The organism is Stenotrophomonas maltophilia group sp. Smal12, assembly GCF_037079935.1.
Lineage (GTDB): Bacteria > Pseudomonadota > Gammaproteobacteria > Xanthomonadales > Xanthomonadaceae > Stenotrophomonas > Stenotrophomonas sepilia.
Genome location: NZ_JBAWUK010000014.1, coordinates 1 through 15,709, shown reverse-complemented (window position 1 = coordinate 15,709; position 15,709 = coordinate 1). Strand labels below are relative to the sequence as shown.

The following is a 15,709-nucleotide window of genomic DNA, read 5'->3' as shown; positions in this document are numbered from 1 at the left end:
TCGCCGAACGACACGCAGGGCATACTGCCCCGCTAAAGTTACACCCGAAACCGCCGCTATCCGTGCCGAGCCCCTCCCTCGTGAGCCACCGCATCATGCCCGTGCTGCCGCAGGCCGCCGTCGATGGCGACCTGGCCGATCCGCTGCCGCAGCGGATCCTGCTGGTCGAAAACTCCCGTGCGTTCACCGGCATGCTGCGCGAAGCCATCGAGCAGCGCCTGGAACTGCCGGTGGTGATCGCCTCCACCCTGGCCGAGGCCGACCGGCTGCTCAGCGAAGGCGGAGGCTGGTTCCTGGTGCTGACCGGACTGGTGCTGGCCGACGGCGACCGCGATGCAGTGGTCGAGTTCTTCCTCAAGCGCGACCTGCCGACGGTGGTGGTCAGCGGCGTTTACGACGAGGACCTGCGCAAGCGCGTACTACAGCAGCAGATCATCGACTACGTGCTGAAGAATACCCCGGGCAGCATCGACTACCTGGTGTGGCTGGTGCAGCGGCTGGAACGCAACCGGCGCATCGCCGCGCTGGTGGTGGACGATTCGCCGTCCGCGCGTGGCTATGCCGCCGCCCTGCTGCGGATGTATGGGCATGAGGTGCACGAAGCCGCCGACGGCAACGAGGGCCTGGCTGCTATCGAGGCACATCCGGCGATCCGCCTGGCGGTGGTCGACCAGGAAATGCCCGGCATGCAAGGCGTGGAATTCACCCGTCGCCTGCGCACCCTGCGCTCGCGCGACAAGGTGGCGGTGATCGGCATCTCCGGCAATACCGACGCCTCATTGATCCCGCGCTTCCTGAAGAACGGCGCCAACGATTTCCTGCGCAAGCCGTTCTCGCGCGAGGAGTTCTTCTGCCGCGTCTCGCAGAACGTGGACCAGCTGGAACTGATCGGCACCCTGCAGGACCTGGCCACCCGCGACTTCCTCACCGGGCTGCCCAACCGGCGCTTCTTCCTGGAGCAGAGCCAGCGCCAGCTGCCGCAGCTGCAGCTGCACGGCCAATGCGTGGCGGTGGCGATGATCGACATCGACCACTTCAAGCACATCAACGACACCCATGGCCACGAAGCAGGCGACGACGCGCTGCGCGCGGTGGCCGGCGCGGTGACCGCGCATGCACGCAGCCACGACCTGATCGCGCGCTTCGGCGGCGAGGAGTTCTGCCTGCTGGTGCCAGACATGGAACAGGACGAGGCGCTGCTGTACTTCGAGGAGCTGCGCCAGCGCATCGCCGCACTGGAGGTGGACATCGGCACCGCTACCCTGCGCATGACGGTCAGCATCGGCCTGTGCTGCCTGCGCCCGCAGCGCGATGCGCTGCACCGGCTGATCTCCGAGGCCGACCGCCAGCTGTACCTGGCCAAGGCCGGTGGCCGCAACCGGGTCAGCTGCACCACGGTGGCCAGCCCGCTGCGTCCACGCGAGCCTGCGCTGACCTGACCGGCTCGCTTTGATCCAGATCAACGCCGTTCCCGCACGGCAGCTCTACAGTCGGCCCCGACATACGCATGAAGGGGAGCCGGGGATGGCACTACTGGTCTGGCAGGACGATCTGAACATCGGCATCGATGTGATCGACCAACAACACCGCCGCATCATCGAGATGCTCAACCACCTGCACGTGGCGCAGACCAGCCTGCAGCGTGCAGCGGTGGGTGAAGTGATCGACGAAGTCGTCGACTACACCCTGTCGCACTTCGCGTTCGAGGAAGAGCTGATGGAGGAGGCGGGCTACCCGTTCTGTGCAGCGCACAAGCGCGTGCATGAGATCTTCATCAAGCGCGTGGCCGAGTACCGGTTGCGCTTCCAGGCCGGCGAGGACATCAGCGACGAACTGCGCACCATGCTCTCGCGCTGGTTGTTCAACCACATCCGCGGCGATGATCAGGCCTATGCCGAACAGGTCAAGGCGCACCTTAACCAGTTCACCCGCGAGCACCAGGGCGGTGGCTGGCTGGGACGCACGCTCAAGCGCTTCTTTGGCTGAACCGCAGCGCGCGCCGGTGCAGTGCCACCAGCGCGCACAGCGTCGCTGCCGCAGTCAGGCACAGGTAGTAGCCGACCGCGACCAGGCCGAAGCGTTCGGCCAGCCAGGTGGCCAGGTACGGCGCCGGTGCCGCACCCAGAATGCCGGCCAGGTTGAATGACAGCGATGCGCCGGTGTAGCGCACCTCCACCGGGTAGATCTCGGCCAGGAAGGTACCGCAGGGGCCATAGGTCAGGCCCATCAGGAACAGGCCCAGGCACAGGAAGGCGGTGACCATCCACGGGCTGTGCGGCTGGAACAGCGGCGCGAACAGCACGCCAAAACCGATGATCAGCACGCTGGCCACGATCATCGTGCGGCGCGTCCCCCAACGGTCGCCATAGCGCGCCGACAGCGGGATGCCCAGCGCGAAGAACAGCATGCCGGCCATCTGCATCAGCAGGAACTGCTCGCGGCTGTAACCCAGCACGGCCGTGCCGTGGCCGAGGCTGAACACGGTCATCAGGTAGAACAGCACGAAGGTGGCGAACGCGCCCAGGGTACCCAGCAGCATCGGCACCGGGTGGTCACGCAGCACCGTCCACATCGGCAGCCGCACCGGCGCCTTGCGCTCCAGCGCCTGCTTGAAGTCGGGGGTCTCGTGGATGTTCAACCGCACCCACAGGCCGAGGCCGACCAGCAGCGCGCTGGCCACGAAAGGAATGCGCCAGCCCCATTGCAGGAAGTCGGCCTGGCTCAGGCAACGGCCAAGCACCAGGAAGATGCCGGCCGACAGCAGGAAGCCGAGCGGTGCACCCAGCTGCGGGAACATGCCGTACCAGGCACGCTTGCTCGGCGGTGCGTTCTCGGTGGCCAGCAGCACTGCCCCGCCCCACTCCCCGCCCAGACCCAGGCCCTGGCCGAAACGGCACAGCGCCAGCAGCGCCGGCGCCCACAGCCCGATCTGTGCGTGCGTCGGCAGCAGGCCGATCAGCACCGTGGACAGCCCCATGGTCAGCAGCGCAGCCACCAGGGTGGCCTTGCGGCCGATGCGATCGCCGAAATGGCCGAACACTGCCGAGCCAACCGGGCGTGCGATGAAGGCCACCGCGAAGGTTGCCAGCGACTGCAGCAAGGCTGCCTGTTCGCTGCTGTCCGGGAAGAACAGGTGCGGGAACACCAGCACCGCGGCCGTGGCGTAGATGTAGAAGTCGAAGAACTCGATCGTGGTACCGATCAGGCTGGCCAGCAGAACACGACGGGGGGAATTCACGGGCGGCGCGGCAGCGGTGATCGTCGACATCGGCAACGTGGGAAATGGCAGATCGCCCGATTCTGCCACGGGCAGGCGGCGGTACGGCACGATGGTTTCAGCCGACACCGATGCCAACGAGGGGCCAGGCGCCTCTGTAACGTCGAGCCATGCTCGACGGTTCTTCTCTTCGCGAGATGCAGCCGAGCATGGCTCGGCTCTACAGAAGAACGAACGGCAGTCGAGCATCCCTCGACTCTACAGAGAGCGAACAGCCGTCCAGCAGTCGCGTCGTTACAACTGGATCCAGGTGGCCTTGATCTCGCTGTACTTGTCGAACGCATGCAGCGATTTGTCGCGCCCGTTGCCGGACTGCTTGTAGCCACCGAACGGAGCGGTCATGTCGCCGCCATCCCAGCCGTTCACCCATATGCTGCCGGCGCGCAGCTGGCGCGCGACGCGGTGGGCCCGCCCCAGGTCCCGTGTCCACAGGCCGGCGGCCAGGCCGTAGCGGCTGTCATTGGCCACGCGCACCGCTTCGGCCTCGTCTTCGAACCCCAGCACGGCCAGCACCGGCCCGAACACTTCCTCGCGCGCCAGTGCCTGCTCCGGACGCACCTGGTCGAACACGGTGGGCTGGACGTAGCTGCCGCCGGCTTCCACTTCGGCGCGCCGCCCACCCAGCAGCAACCGGGCGCCCTCGCCTTCGGCGCGCGCGATATCGTCCATCACCTTGTCCAGGTGCGCGGCATCCACCAGCGCGCCCATCGGCGCATCGGGGTCCAATGGATGGCGGGGGTGCATGTGCTGGCCATAGGCAACCACCTGATGCACGAAATCCTCGCGGATCGAACGCTGTACCAGAAGCCGCGAACCTGCGGTACAGACCTCGCCCTGGTTGAAGAAGATACCCTGTGCCACCGCCTTCGCGGCGGCGTCCAGATCAGGGGCGTCGGCGAACACCACATGCGGGCTCTTGCCGCCACACTCCAGCCAGACCCGCTTGAGGTTGGATCGCCCGGAACACTGCAGCAGCTTCGCGCCCGTGGCGGTGGAGCCGGTGAAGGCGAGCACGTCCACATCCATGTGCAGGGCCAACGGCTCACCGACGCGCGCACCGTACCCCGGCAGCACGTTCAGCACGCCCTCTGGCAGGCCCGCTTCGGCGGCCAGCGCCGCCAGCCGCAACGCACTCAAGGGCGAGCGCTCGGACGGCTTGAGCACCACCGAGTTGCCCATGGCCAATGCAGGCGCGATCTTCCAGCAGGCCATCAGCAGCGGAAAGTTCCACGGAACGATCGCGGCCACGACCCCGGCGGCCTCGCGCGTGACCAGTCCCAGTTCGTGCGGGCCGGTCGGCGCGATCTCGCCGTACAGCTTGTCCACGGCCTCGGCGGTCCAGCGCAGGCAGCGCACCGCGCCTGGCAGGTCGATGCGGCGCGCATCACGCACCGGCTTGCCCATGTCCAGGGTTTCCAGCAGGGCCAGCTCGTCGGCGTGCTTTTCCACCAACGCCGCCAAGGCTAGCAGCACGCGCTTGCGATGGGACGGGCTTGCCTGCGACCAGTGCCCCGCCTCGAAGCTGCGCCGCGCGGCCAGTACCGCGCGCTCCACGTCCTGCGCGTCGCAGTCGGCGACCGCCCCCAGTACGCGACCGTCGATCGGGCTGACGCAGTCGAAACGGGCGCCGCTGGCTGCATCGACATAGCGGCCATCGATGAAGGCCTGGCCTGGCATCGACAGCTGGAGGGCCAGCGCCTGCCAATGGCTGCGGTCGGGAAAATCGGCCATGGGAAGCTCCAGCATTCAACGAGCCTTGGTTATACTGGGGTCACCGCGACTCCGCCGTGACGTGGCTGCGCTACATTCGTCGCATCGGACCCGACGGAGCTGGCATGAAGCGTCCCGGAAGCGACCTGCACGACCTGACCACACAGCGCCCCGAGTCACTGGACGCTTACTGGATGCCATTCACCGCCAACCGCCAGTACAAGGCGGCACCACGCATGCTGGTCCGCGCCGAAGGCATGCACTACGAAGACATCGATGGCCGACAGATCCTTGACGGCACCGCCGGCCTGTGGTGCTGCAACGCCGGCCACGCGCGACCGCGCATCGTCGAGGCCATCGCCGGGCAGGCACGCACGCTCGACTACTCGCCCGCTTTCCAGATGGGCTCGCCGCCGGCCTTCGCGCTTGCACAGCGGCTGGCCGCACTGGCTCCGGCCCCGCTCAACCATGTGTTCTTCACCAGCTCCGGCTCGGAGGCGGTGGATACCGCGATGAAGATCGTGCTGGCTTACCACCGCCAGCGTGGCGAGGGCCAGCGCACGCGCTTCATCAGCCGCGAGAAGGCGTATCACGGCGTCGGTTTCGGTGGCATGGCACTGGGCGGTCTGCCCAACAACCGCAGGGCGTTCGGCCTGCAGCTGGGGGGCGTGGACTATCTGCGCCACACCCTGGACCTGCAGCGCAACGCGTTCAGCAGGGGCCTGCCGCGCCAGGGCGCGGAGCTGGCCGACGACCTGGAACGGCTGATCGCGCTGCATGACGCCTCGACGATTGCCGCCGTCTTCGTCGAGCCCATCGCCGGCTCCGCCGGGGTGATCCTGCCCGCGCCCGGATACCTGCAGCGCCTGCGCGAATTGTGCGACCACCACGGCATCCTGCTGGTGTTCGATGAGGTCATCACCGGTTTCGGCCGGGTCGGCATGCCCTTCGCCGCACAGCGCTTCGGGGTCACCCCGGACCTGCTGACCTTTGCCAAGGCGGTCAGCAACGGCGCGGTTCCGCTGGGCGGCGTGCTGGCCAGCGACGCCGTGCATGCCACGCTGATGCAGGCCCCGCCACAGGCCATCGAGCTGTTCCACGGCTATACCTACTCGGGACACCCGCTGGCCTGCGCCGCAGCGCTGGCAACACTGGACGTCTACGCCGAGGAGCGCCTGTTCGAGCGCGCCATCGAACTGGGCGAGTACTGGCAGGAACGGCTGCACGCGCTGCAGGGCCTGCCCAACGTGATCGACATCCGCAACTTCGGCCTGGTCGGCGCGGTCGAGCTGGCGCCGCGCCGCGATGCACCTGGCAGCCGCGGCTACGAGGTGTTCCGGCGCTGCTTCCACGACGGCCGGCTGCTGGTGCGCTGTACCGGTGACATCATCGCGCTGTCGCCGCCGCTGATCGTGGACAAGGCACAGATCGACCAGATCACCGGCACGCTGGGCGAGATGATCGGGGCCACCGCCTGAGCCCGGGCCGGTGGTGGCGAGCGGGTACAATGGACGGTTCCGCTCCTGCTCGCTGCCGTGCCCATGGATATCGTCGTCAAAGAAGAACTCAAGGCCTACATCGACCCGCTGACCGCGGACGAACATGACGCGCTGGAGCGCAGCATCCTGGCCGAAGGCTGCCGCGATGCGCTGGTGCTGTGGGGTAATGTGCTGGTCGATGGTCACAACCGTTTCGGCATCTGCCAGAAGCATGGCCTGCCCTTCAACACCGTGCAGAACACGCGCTTGCAGAGCATGGAAGACGTGCACCTGTGGATGATCGAACAGCATCTGGGCCGTCGCAGCGTGTCCGATTTCCAGCGCGGCGTGCTGGCGCTGCGCAAGCGCGACATCCTGGCCGCCCGCAAGCAGGTCGAGCAGGCGCAGCTGCAGCGCGAGAGCGACGGTACCGCCGAAATCGCCGATGAGGCGGGCGAAGACAGCCCGCCGTGGGAGCCGGCACCGAAGCTCAGCCGCGCCGAGCTGGCCCGCGAAGCCAAGCTGAGTACCAGCCAGGTCGGCATGATCGAGCGGATCCACGCCCAGGCTGCACCCGAAGTGGTGGAGGCAGTGAAGGCCGGCGTGATCTCGATCAGCGCCGCTGCAGCCGTGGCCGACCTGCCCGAAGAGGAGCAGCGCGCCGCCGCCGCCGGTGGCAAGGACGAGCTGAAGCAGGCGGCCAAGCGCGTGCGCGAATCCAAGCGCAAGCCGCGCGCGCCGAAGCCGGACGCGGCCGAGATGGACTTCGAGGAGCCCAGCGAGGACGAGATCGCCAGCCGCGACGCCGAAGTGCTGTTGGCGCTGGAACAGCTGGGCGAGGATGCCCCGGCCCTGCGCCGCCGCGTGGTCGCGTTGACCCGCGAGAACGACACCCTGCGCGCGCAGCTGGCCGCGCTGCGCAAGCAACTGGAAGCGCTTTAAAAACGCGCGGATCTCTCATGTAGAGCCGAGCCCATGCCCGGCTGCGGTTTGCCGCGCGCAAGGCAGCCGAGCATGGGCTCGGCTCTACAGGCAGGCATCACCAGGCTGCGGTTAGACTCGTGCAATGACGCCTGCCCACGATCCGCGCCGCGCCCAGCTGCGGCGCCTGAAAGCCCTCGCACTGGGCCTGCTGCTGTTGATGCTGGCCGGATTCGCGGTCAGCCATTGGCACGGCGAACGCGGCATCTGGGCCTGGGTTTCGGCCTTCTGCGAGGCCGCTGCGGTCGGCGCGCTGGCCGACTGGTTCGCGGTCGTTGCGCTGTTCCGGCGGCCAATGGGCCTGCCGATTCCGCACACCGCGATCATCCCGCGCAGCAAGGAGCGCATCGGCGACAGCCTGGCGCTGTTCGTGCGCGACCAGTTCCTGGAACCCGGTGTGCTGCTGGCCAAGCTGCAGGTGTTCGATCCGGCCAGCCGTCTCGGCAGCTGGCTGTCCGACCCGGCACGCTCGCGGATGCTGGCCGACATGGCCCGCAGCTGGGCGCTGCAGGCACTGGATTTCTTCGACGAAACCGCGGTACGCCGGCAACTGCACGCCTTCGTGGTGCAGCAGCTGCGGCAGTGGAATGCCGCTGCCACCGCCGGTGAACTGCTGGCCCTGCTGACCGCCGATGGACGCCACCAGCGCGTGCTGGACGAGGGCCTGCAGCGGCTGGGGCGCTGGCTGGAGCAGCCGGAGGTGAAGGAACGCGCCTCGCAGCTGATCGTGCGCTACATCCAGCGCGAATGGCCGACGCTGTCGAGCACGGTGAACTGGGTCAAGCCGATCGACGAGATCGGCGACAGCCTGGCCGAGCGCCTGGCGCGGGCGGTACTGGAAGAACTGCAACAGGTGCTGGCCGAGCCGCAGCATCCGCTGCGCCAGGACTATGAGACCTGGCTGCAGAACTACGTGCAGCGCCTGCGCGAAGACCCGGCGCTGGCCGAGCGCATCGAACAGCTCAAGCAGGACATGATCGACCACCCCGCCCTGCAGGACTACGTGCAGGGGCTGTGGGCGCGCATCCATGCCAGCCTGCGCGCCGACCTGCAACGCGAGGACTCGGCACTGGTCGGCCACCTGCAGCGCAGCCTGGCGTCGCTGGGCAGCAGCCTGCAGGCCGACCCGGCCCTGCGCGAGGCCCTCAACCAGCACCTGCTGGAAGGTGCGCAGCGCCTGACCGGGCGCCTGCGCGAGGGCGTGACCACGCATATCGCGCAGACCGTGAAGGGCTGGGACGAGCGGCACCTGGTCGAGCAACTGGAACTGAGCGTGGGTCGCGACCTGCAGTTCATCCGCTTCAACGGCACCCTGGTGGGCGGGTTGATCGGCCTGCTGCTGCATGCGGCAACCGCGGTGTTCAGGTTCTAGCCCCGGCCAACGCCCACGATCAGCACGCTTGATTCATGAAATGCGAATACATATCATTTACTGATCGGTTGTACGCTTAGCCAAACGGGTACGAAAAACGTGCCCATCGCCCGTGTACTGCCCCGACTTCTGGGCTGCCCGTCTGCGCGGGCAGTGCTTCGTCGATGGGACACGCTGGGCGACATGCGCAGGGCGCAAGGGGGCCGCGGACGCGTTCCATCCCTTCTCCTACCTGCAGGAACGCCGTGGACCGCTCGCCCACCCCCGCCAGCCCCCGCACCTTGTTCTCCAACCCGCGCTGGGGCGTGCTGTCACGCGCTTTGGCCGCGATTTTCGGCGGCTATGCGCTGGCCTCGATGACCAGCGTGTTCTGCGCGGTGGCGTTGCCCGGCGCGCGCGGCCAGACCGTGCTGACCGGCATGCTGCTGGCCATTGTGGTGGCTGCCTGCGCGGCGCTGTGGGCCTTCGCCACCCGCAGCGCGCTGCGGGCCTGGGTCGGCATCCTCGCCCCCGCCCTGCTGATGGCGGCGGTCGCACGCCTGTTGGGAGCCTGGGCATGAAGAACGGATTCCGCCAGTCGATGGCCTGGCTGCATACCTGGACGGGCCTGCTGGTCGGCTGGTTGCTGCTGCTGATCTTCATGGCCGGCACGGCCAGCTACTACCGCGAGGAAATCAGTCGCTGGATGCGCCCGGAGCTGCCGTCCAGCAACGTCAGCATCGACGTGGCCGCGCAGCGCGCGGTGGACTACCTGCAGGCCAATGCGAGCCACGCCGAGAACTGGTTCGTCACCCTGCCGCAGCCGCGCAACCCGGCCATGCAGCTGTTCTGGCGGCTGCCACCGGAACTGGCTGACCCCAGTCGTGGCCGTCGCGGTGGCTTCGGCGACGCCACGCTCGACCCGAACACCGGCCAGGCATTGAAGGCGCGCGAGACCCGTGGCGGCGACTTCTTCTACCGCCTGCACTTCGACCTGCACTACATCCCGGTGTACTGGGCGCGCTACCTGGTCGGGTTCTGCGCGATGTTCATGCAGGTGGCGATCATCACCGGCGTCATCACCCACAAGAAAATCTTCAAGGACTTCTTCACCTTCCGCAAGGACAAGGGCCTGCGGTCCTGGCTGGATTTCCACAACGTCAGCGCGGTGATGGCCCTGCCGTACCACGCGATGATCACCTACACCGGCATCGTCACTCTGATGATCATGTACCTGCCGTGGGGGGTGAAAGTTGCCTACCCGCAGGACGAGGACAAGTTCTTCAGCGAAGCCTTCGGCGGCATGCCAGAGGTGACCGCGCCGGCACAAGGCCGCGCCACGCCGCTGCCGATCGCACAGCTGCTGGACAGCGCGCGTGCACACTGGCACGGCGTGGAAGTGGCCGGCTTCACCGTGTCCAACCCGGGCGCTGCCAATGCGGTGATCGACATCCGCCAACGCGACGGCAGGCGTTTGTCCACCGACACCCCAGCGCTGCGCTACAACATGGTCAACGGTGCGCTGCTGGAAGAGACGCCGCCGTCCGGCGGCGCCACCGCCACCCGTGGCGTGCTGTATGGCCTGCACCTGGCGCGCTTCGCCGACTGGGGCCTGCGCGCACTGTTCTTCCTGTCCGGCCTGGTCGGCTGCCTGATGGTCGCCAGCGGCGTGGTGTTGTGGGCGGTGAAGGAGCGTCCCAGGCATGCCAAGAACGGGCGTACCGGATTCGGCCTGCGCCTGGTCGATGCGCTGAACATCGGCACCGTGGCCGGCCTGCCGATCGCCTTCGCGGCGTACTTCTGGGGCAACCGCCTGCTGCCGCTGCAGATCGCCGAGCGCTCCAGTGCCGAGGCCAACGTGTTCTTCTACGCCTGGGGCGGCGCGCTGCTGGCCGCCTTCATCTGGCCGAAGCGGATGATGTGGGCGTGGCAGCTCTATCTGGGTGCGGCCGCGTTCGCACTGGTGCCGGTGGTCAATGCGCTGACCACGCACGCGCATCTGGGCATCACACTGCGCAGCGGCGACTGGGTACTGGCCGGCGTCGATCTTTCGATGATCGCGTTCGGCGCGATGCTGGCGCTGTGCGGCTGGCGCATGCAGCGCTGGACGCCACCGCTGAGTGCGGCCGAGAAGAAGAAACGTGCGGCCGCTGCGGCTGCACCGAAGGCATCGGTGAACACTGCGGAAGCGGCCGAAGCGGAGGCCAGCGCATGATGCTGCTGGCACTGGCGCTGTCGTTCTCTGCGTTCACCGCGCTGTCGCTGTCGATGGAAAAGCACCAGCACGACCTGCATGGCAAGGCCGCGGCCGCACCCGCACGGCGGATGCAGTGGCGGGTGCTGGGCTGGGCGCTGCTGGCGGCGGCGTTCGCACTGTGCGTGGCCGACCACGGCTGGGCGATGGGCCCGGTGCTGTGGCTGGGGGCAATGACCCTGGCCGGCGTGACGCTGTCGTTCGGGTTGTACCCGTATCGTCCAACATGGATTGCGCCGCTGGCGATCGCGCTGCCGGTGCTGGGGTTGGTGCTGGAATTGCTGTAGCCGCAGGACGGGGACAGCGGCATCCACGCATGGCGTGGATCTACAATGCCCGTATGGATAGCATGCTGCAGCGGATTTCTGGAATCGGCTTTTTTTCCCGGTTGGGTGAAACACTGCCCATAACGGCCGGCGTCGTCGCCGTTCGGTCGCTGGCCGAAGCACTGCGGACCATCGATACCGATGGTTTCGAATGGATGCCCACCACACTGGGCGATTCGGATCCGTTTCACGGCGCCCTGCCCCATCCCGCCGAACTCGCCGACGCCCGACGCGAACTCAACCGCACGTTGATGCGCGCGCTTTCGGCACTGGATCTGCCGGCATTGCGCTGTGGTGCACATGACCTGCAGCTGGTGGCGCGCGATGGGGCGATGTTCGCCTTCCGGCAACGCCTGCTGGAGATGCATCTCGGCCTGCCGGCACACTGGGAGCCTGTGCTTGCGCTGTACGAACAGGGCCATTGGCCCCTGGCCCATGCGCCGGGGCGATTGTTGGTGCTTTAGGCCGATCCACGCATGGCGTGGATCTACGGACCAGACGCGGTAATGCCGGCCGCTGGCCGGCATCCCGCGGACCTTCCACGGTTCTGACGCAGTTGCCGGCCAGCGGCCGGCACTACCGGGCGTACCCCAACCGCTTCAGTTCCCACGCGCGGTGGATGCGCGCGTTGCGCTCGAAATCCGGACCAATCGTGCGTGCGGTGATCTCGCGGCACTGGGCGAACTCGGCGATGGCGTTCTCTTCCAGCTTGAAGCGGCGGAAGTTGTTGGAGAAGTACAGCACGCCACCCGGTGCCAGCCGCGCCACCGCCGCACGCAGCAGCTTCAGTTGTTCGCGCTGCACGTCGAAGTCATCGGCGCGTGCGGAGTTGGAGAAAGTCGGCGGGTCACAGAAGATCACGTCGTACTGGCCACGGTCGCCTTCCAGCCACGCCATCGCGTCGGCCTGGACCAGCAGGTGCTGGTTGCCCCCCTGTCCGTTCAACGCCAGGTTGTCGTAGCACCATTGCAGGTAGGTAGCCGACAGGTCGACGCTGGTCGTGCTGGCGGCACCCGCCACGGCGGCCTGCACGCTGGCCACGCCGGTGTAGCAGAACAGGTTCAGGAAACGCTTGCCACGCACCTGCTCGGCCATCATCCGGCGCAGCGGGCGGTGGTCAAGGAACAGGCCGGTATCGAGGTAGTCGAACAGGTTCACCTGCAGCAGCGCGTTGTTCTCTCGCACCACGATGAACTCGTCGCGCTGCTCGAAGCGGCCGTACTTGCTGCCGCCCTTGCCGCGCTCGCGCGATTTCATCGACACCTGCTCCGGCGGCACGCCGAATACTTCGCGCGCGGCGGCCAGCAGCTCATTGCGGCGGCGGCGCACGTCGTTCTCGGGAATCGCCGCCGGTGCCGCATATTCCTGCACATGCAGGAAGGTACGCCGCCTGCCAGCCTCTTCCTCGTAGACGTCGATGGCCGCCGCGTACTCCGGCAGGTCGGCGTCGTAGGCGCGGAAGCAGGTGATGTCCTCGCGGGCACGCCAGCTCTTGAACTTCTTCAGGTTCTTGCGCAGGCGGTTGGCCACCATCTGCGCGCCTTCGCTCAGCTCGCGGGGCTGTGCCGGATCACGGCCCGGCACAGCGATCGGATCGCAGACGATCAGCGCGCATTCCAGCGCACCGTTGAACATCTGGTACTTCTTGCTGGCGCGCAGGCCGGTGGCAAAGGCCAGTTCGTCATTGCCACACAGCAGGCTGGCGCGCCACTGCGGCACCGCCTTCTGCAAGGCATTGCCCAGTGCACGATACAACGCTGGATCGGCGGCCAGGCGCTCGTCGTACGGCGGGTTGCAGACCACGGCACCGATCTCCTGTTCCGGCGCGGCCAGGTCGGCGACATCGGCGCGGGTGAAACGGATCGCGTGGGCGACGCCGGCGACCTCGGCATTCTCGCGGGCCGCCTGGATCGCAGCCGGGTCGATGTCGCTGCCGTGGATGACCGGCTTCAGCGCGGCCAGGCCGGCCGCTTCGCGCTCACGTGCTTCGCTCTGGATGGACTTCCAGGCCGCCTTGTCGAAGCCCAGCCAACGGCTCGGCGGCAGGCTGCCATGCCGCATCAGGCCTGGGGCAACGTCGGCGGCCATCAGCGCGCCTTCGATCAGCAGCGTGCCGCTGCCACACATCGGGTCCAGCAGCCCACCGCCGGCGGCATGCAGGCGCGGCCATTGCGCGCGCAGCAGCAGCGCGGCGGCCAGGTTTTCCTTCAGCGGCGCCTCGTGGGCGGCACCGCGCCAGCCGCGGCGATGCAGCGGGCCACCGCCGAGGTCGATCGACAGCGAGGCGCGGCCCTTGCGCAGCGAGAGGTTGACGCGCACGTCGGGCAGATCGGTATTGACCGAGGGCCGCTCCAGGCCTTCGTCGCGCATGCGGTCGACGATCGCATCCTTGATCCGCTGCGCGGCAAAGCGTGCATGGGTGATCTTGTCGCCGGACACGTGCGCATCCACCGCCAGGGTCATCTCCGGCGAGATGTGCTCGTGCCACGGCAGTGCACGCACGCCGTCATACAGGGCCTGCTCGTCCGGGCAGTCGAACTCGTCGATCGGCCACAGCACCCGGCTGGCCAGGCGCGACCACATCACGATCCGCAGCGCCTGCGCCAGTTCGCCGTCGGCGTTGACGCCGGCAATGGTGGCGGTGGCCTTGCCAAGGCCCAGGGCCGACAGTTCATCGGCAAGCAGGTATTCCAGGCCCTTGGCGCAGGAGACGAAGAATTTCACGGGATCGGTTCGCAGGTGGTCGGGCGCGGCACAGGGGCCGGGCCGGTCGGAAAGGAGGGCCGTAGGCACGGCCGGCAGGCCCGCGCCGGGGGCGGCGGGGCTGCCATTGTAGTCAATGCGGGCGGGCGCGCCGTGCGCCCTGGCTTCACAGTTGCCGCAGCAGGCGCTCGAAGGCCTGCGCGGAGGCCTCCACGTGGCGCTCCAGGCGGTGACCGTCGTCAACCAGCAGCAACTGCGCCGAACGCGCCTGCGCCCAGGCAATCACGCCGGCAGCCGGTACCACATCGTCATGCCAGGCCTGCACCACCGTGGTCGGCACCGCAGCGGCGTCCAGCGCCGGCATCGGGCCCATGGTGGTCGGTGGCACCATCAGGAACAGGCCGGCTACCGGCACCTGCAGCGAGGCGATGGCGGAGATGTAGGCGCCCAGGCTGGAGCCGGCCAGCACCACCGGCCCCTGACGGGCCGCGATGGCGGCGCGTTCAACCAGACGGCGCAGGCGGGTCGGCACGTCGCCCACCCGGCTGACCTCGCTCATCGCGTCCAGGTCGGTGTAGTCGGGGCGCTCGTGGGTCCAGCCCAGGCGTTGCGCCACCTCGGCCAGCGCGGTGACCTTGGTCGCCTCCGGGCCGCTCTCGAAGCCATGGGAGAGGATGCAGTGGCCGCGGCTCATGCGCGTGCTCCATGGGCGCGGGCCGGCGAGGAAAGGGAAGGCAGGTTCATGCCGCAATGCTAGCATCGCCGGATGCCCAACCCGCTCCTGCCCGGCCTGCAGCTGCAGCCCCTGCCCTATCACGACCGACTGCCGCTGCGGGATCCCGCCTCGCTGGAAATGGTAGTGATCCACTGCACCGAGCTGCCCGATCTGGCGATGGCCCGCGAGTACGGCGAGCGCGTGCTGTACGACAGCGGCGCCGGCAACAGCGGGCACTTCTACATCGACCGCGATGGCAGCGTGGTGCAGTACGTGGCGCCGGAACGCGTGGCCCATCACGTGCGCGGCATGAACGCGCATACGCTGGGCATCGAGCTGGTCAACCGCGGGCGCTATCCGGACTGGTTCGACAGCCGCCACCAGGCGATGGACGAGGCCTACACCGAGCCACAGCTGGAAGCGCTGGAGCGGCTGCTGCTGGCGCTGGTGGCGCGCTATCCGTCGCTGCGGCGGATTGCCGGGCACGACCAGCTGGATCTGGAGCAGGTGCCGGCCAGCGATGATCCGACGCTGAGGGTGGCACGCAAGCGCGATCCGGGGCCCTTGTTCCCGTGGGCACGGGTGCTGGCGAAGGTGCCGCTGCAGGGGTTGGAGTAAGCAGCAGGGCTGCGCCCTGCACCTGCAGAGGCAACGTCAACGTCAAGAGCTGGCATTCCGGGGGATGGCGGGGGGGGGGGGGGGGGGGGGGGGGGGGGGGGGGCGCCCCCCGCGGGGGGGGGGGGCGGCGGCGGGGCGCGGGCGCCCGGGGCCCCCCTCCCCGCCCCCCGGCCCCCGCCGCCCGGGCCTGTAGCCGAAACACCCGCGGGGCTCGCAGTGCCTTCTAGCCCCCGCCCCCGGCGCCATCTTGTGCGGTTTGGGGGTGCTGGTGGTTTTTTGGTGATTTTTTGCAGCCC

At 68.2% G+C, this 15,709-nt stretch carries 14 protein-coding genes; 10 read left to right on the top strand and 4 right to left on the bottom strand.

From position 1 onward, the window contains the following. Nucleotides 1–95 precede the first annotated feature (95 nt). The gene (locus WDC87_RS08320) at nucleotides 96–1,439 is read left to right on the top strand and encodes a diguanylate cyclase (RefSeq protein ID WP_049416322.1); all 1,344 of its coding nucleotides are present in this window, start codon (nucleotides 96–98) and stop codon (nucleotides 1,437–1,439) included. Nucleotides 1,440–1,524: 85 nt separating this feature from the next. Next, nucleotides 1,525–1,986 carry a bacteriohemerythrin gene (locus WDC87_RS08315; protein WP_188241124.1) on the top strand — a complete coding sequence of 154 codons (462 nt, stop codon included), beginning with the start codon at nucleotides 1,525–1,527 and terminating at the stop codon, nucleotides 1,984–1,986. On the opposite strand, the gene WDC87_RS08310 is transcribed toward WDC87_RS08315, so the two are convergent. Both WDC87_RS08310 and WDC87_RS08305 read right to left on the bottom strand, forming a co-directional pair. Further along, nucleotides 1,967–3,268, bottom strand: a complete 1,302-nt coding sequence (locus WDC87_RS08310) for an MFS transporter (RefSeq protein WP_336331296.1) — start codon at nucleotides 3,266–3,268, stop codon at nucleotides 1,967–1,969. The two genes, WDC87_RS08315 and WDC87_RS08310, sit on opposite strands and share 20 nt — an antisense overlap. 243 nt (nucleotides 3,269–3,511) lie before the next feature. After that, nucleotides 3,512–5,008, bottom strand: a complete 1,497-nt coding sequence (locus WDC87_RS08305) for an aldehyde dehydrogenase (protein ID WP_072166770.1) — start codon at nucleotides 5,006–5,008, stop codon at nucleotides 3,512–3,514. Between the two features lie 104 nt (nucleotides 5,009–5,112). Here WDC87_RS08305 and WDC87_RS08300 point away from each other — a divergent pair, with 104 nt between their 5' ends. From WDC87_RS08300 to WDC87_RS08270, 7 genes are all read left to right on the top strand, one after another. Continuing rightward, nucleotides 5,113–6,465, top strand: coding sequence for an aspartate aminotransferase family protein (locus WDC87_RS08300; RefSeq protein ID WP_072166771.1), 1,353 nt, complete (start codon nucleotides 5,113–5,115; stop codon nucleotides 6,463–6,465). Between the two features lie 63 nt (nucleotides 6,466–6,528). Continuing rightward, the gene (locus WDC87_RS08295; protein WP_252744354.1) at nucleotides 6,529–7,407 is read left to right on the top strand and encodes a plasmid replication/partition related protein; all 879 of its coding nucleotides are present in this window, start codon (nucleotides 6,529–6,531) and stop codon (nucleotides 7,405–7,407) included. A gap of 124 nt (nucleotides 7,408–7,531) precedes the next feature. After that, a complete protein-coding gene (locus tag WDC87_RS08290; RefSeq protein ID WP_252744355.1) occupies nucleotides 7,532–8,818 on the top strand; it encodes a DUF445 family protein in 1,287 nt (428 codons plus the stop codon). A 245-nt stretch (nucleotides 8,819–9,063) separates the two neighbouring features. Then, nucleotides 9,064–9,378 carry a DUF3649 domain-containing protein gene (locus WDC87_RS08285; RefSeq protein WP_053498676.1) on the top strand — a complete coding sequence of 105 codons (315 nt, stop codon included), beginning with the start codon at nucleotides 9,064–9,066 and terminating at the stop codon, nucleotides 9,376–9,378. Then, complete coding sequence (locus WDC87_RS08280) at nucleotides 9,375–11,012, top strand: PepSY-associated TM helix domain-containing protein (protein WP_252745313.1); 1,638 nt, start codon at nucleotides 9,375–9,377, stop codon at nucleotides 11,010–11,012. Before WDC87_RS08285 ends, WDC87_RS08280 begins: the two co-directional genes overlap by 4 nt. Next, nucleotides 11,009–11,338: a DUF3325 domain-containing protein gene (locus WDC87_RS08275; RefSeq protein ID WP_005415908.1), complete on the top strand. Its 330-nt coding sequence runs from the start codon at nucleotides 11,009–11,011 to the stop codon at nucleotides 11,336–11,338. The genes WDC87_RS08280 and WDC87_RS08275 overlap by 4 nt, the downstream gene beginning before the upstream one ends. A gap of 29 nt (nucleotides 11,339–11,367) precedes the next feature. Beyond that, a complete protein-coding gene (locus WDC87_RS08270) occupies nucleotides 11,368–11,841 on the top strand; it encodes a hypothetical protein (protein WP_088497693.1) in 474 nt (157 codons plus the stop codon). Between the two features lie 112 nt (nucleotides 11,842–11,953). On the opposite strand, the gene rlmKL is transcribed toward WDC87_RS08270, so the two are convergent. Both rlmKL and WDC87_RS08260 read right to left on the bottom strand, forming a co-directional pair. Then, on the bottom strand, nucleotides 11,954–14,101 hold the full coding sequence (gene rlmKL, locus WDC87_RS08265) for a bifunctional 23S rRNA (guanine(2069)-N(7))-methyltransferase RlmK/23S rRNA (guanine(2445)-N(2))-methyltransferase RlmL (protein WP_252745312.1): 2,148 nt from the start codon (nucleotides 14,099–14,101) through the stop codon (nucleotides 11,954–11,956). 145 nt (nucleotides 14,102–14,246) lie between these two features. Continuing rightward, nucleotides 14,247–14,774, bottom strand: coding sequence for an alpha/beta hydrolase (locus WDC87_RS08260; RefSeq protein ID WP_024958728.1), 528 nt, complete (start codon nucleotides 14,772–14,774; stop codon nucleotides 14,247–14,249). A 72-nt stretch (nucleotides 14,775–14,846) separates the two neighbouring features. Here WDC87_RS08260 and WDC87_RS08255 point away from each other — a divergent pair, with 72 nt between their 5' ends. Continuing rightward, nucleotides 14,847–15,413 (top strand): N-acetylmuramoyl-L-alanine amidase, encoded by a 567-nt coding sequence (locus WDC87_RS08255; RefSeq protein ID WP_111007601.1) that lies wholly within the window; start codon nucleotides 14,847–14,849, stop codon nucleotides 15,411–15,413. Nucleotides 15,414–15,709 lie beyond the last annotated feature (296 nt).

Bases quoted from the DNA above. Each gene is read 5' to 3' on its own strand.
- WDC87_RS08260 (WP_024958728.1), bottom strand. From the start codon at position 14,774: ATGAGCCGCGGCCACTGCATCCTCTCCCATGGCTTCGAGAGCGGCCCG.
- WDC87_RS08255 (WP_111007601.1), top strand. From the start codon at position 14,847: ATGCCCAACCCGCTCCTGCCCGGCCTGCAGCTGCAGCCCCTGCCCTAT.
- WDC87_RS08315 (WP_188241124.1), top strand. From the start codon at position 1,525: ATGGCACTACTGGTCTGGCAGGACGATCTGAACATCGGCATCGATGTG.
- WDC87_RS08300 (WP_072166771.1), top strand. From the start codon at position 5,113: ATGAAGCGTCCCGGAAGCGACCTGCACGACCTGACCACACAGCGCCCC.
- WDC87_RS08305 (WP_072166770.1), bottom strand. From the start codon at position 5,008: ATGGCCGATTTTCCCGACCGCAGCCATTGGCAGGCGCTGGCCCTCCAG.
- WDC87_RS08290 (WP_252744355.1), top strand. From the start codon at position 7,532: ATGACGCCTGCCCACGATCCGCGCCGCGCCCAGCTGCGGCGCCTGAAA.
- WDC87_RS08295 (WP_252744354.1), top strand. From the start codon at position 6,529: ATGGATATCGTCGTCAAAGAAGAACTCAAGGCCTACATCGACCCGCTG.
- WDC87_RS08270 (WP_088497693.1), top strand. From the start codon at position 11,368: ATGGCGTGGATCTACAATGCCCGTATGGATAGCATGCTGCAGCGGATT.
- WDC87_RS08280 (WP_252745313.1), top strand. From the start codon at position 9,375: ATGAAGAACGGATTCCGCCAGTCGATGGCCTGGCTGCATACCTGGACG.
- WDC87_RS08310 (WP_336331296.1), bottom strand. From the start codon at position 3,268: ATGTCGACGATCACCGCTGCCGCGCCGCCCGTGAATTCCCCCCGTCGT.
- WDC87_RS08275 (WP_005415908.1), top strand. From the start codon at position 11,009: ATGATGCTGCTGGCACTGGCGCTGTCGTTCTCTGCGTTCACCGCGCTG.
- WDC87_RS08320 (WP_049416322.1), top strand. From the start codon at position 96: ATGCCCGTGCTGCCGCAGGCCGCCGTCGATGGCGACCTGGCCGATCCG.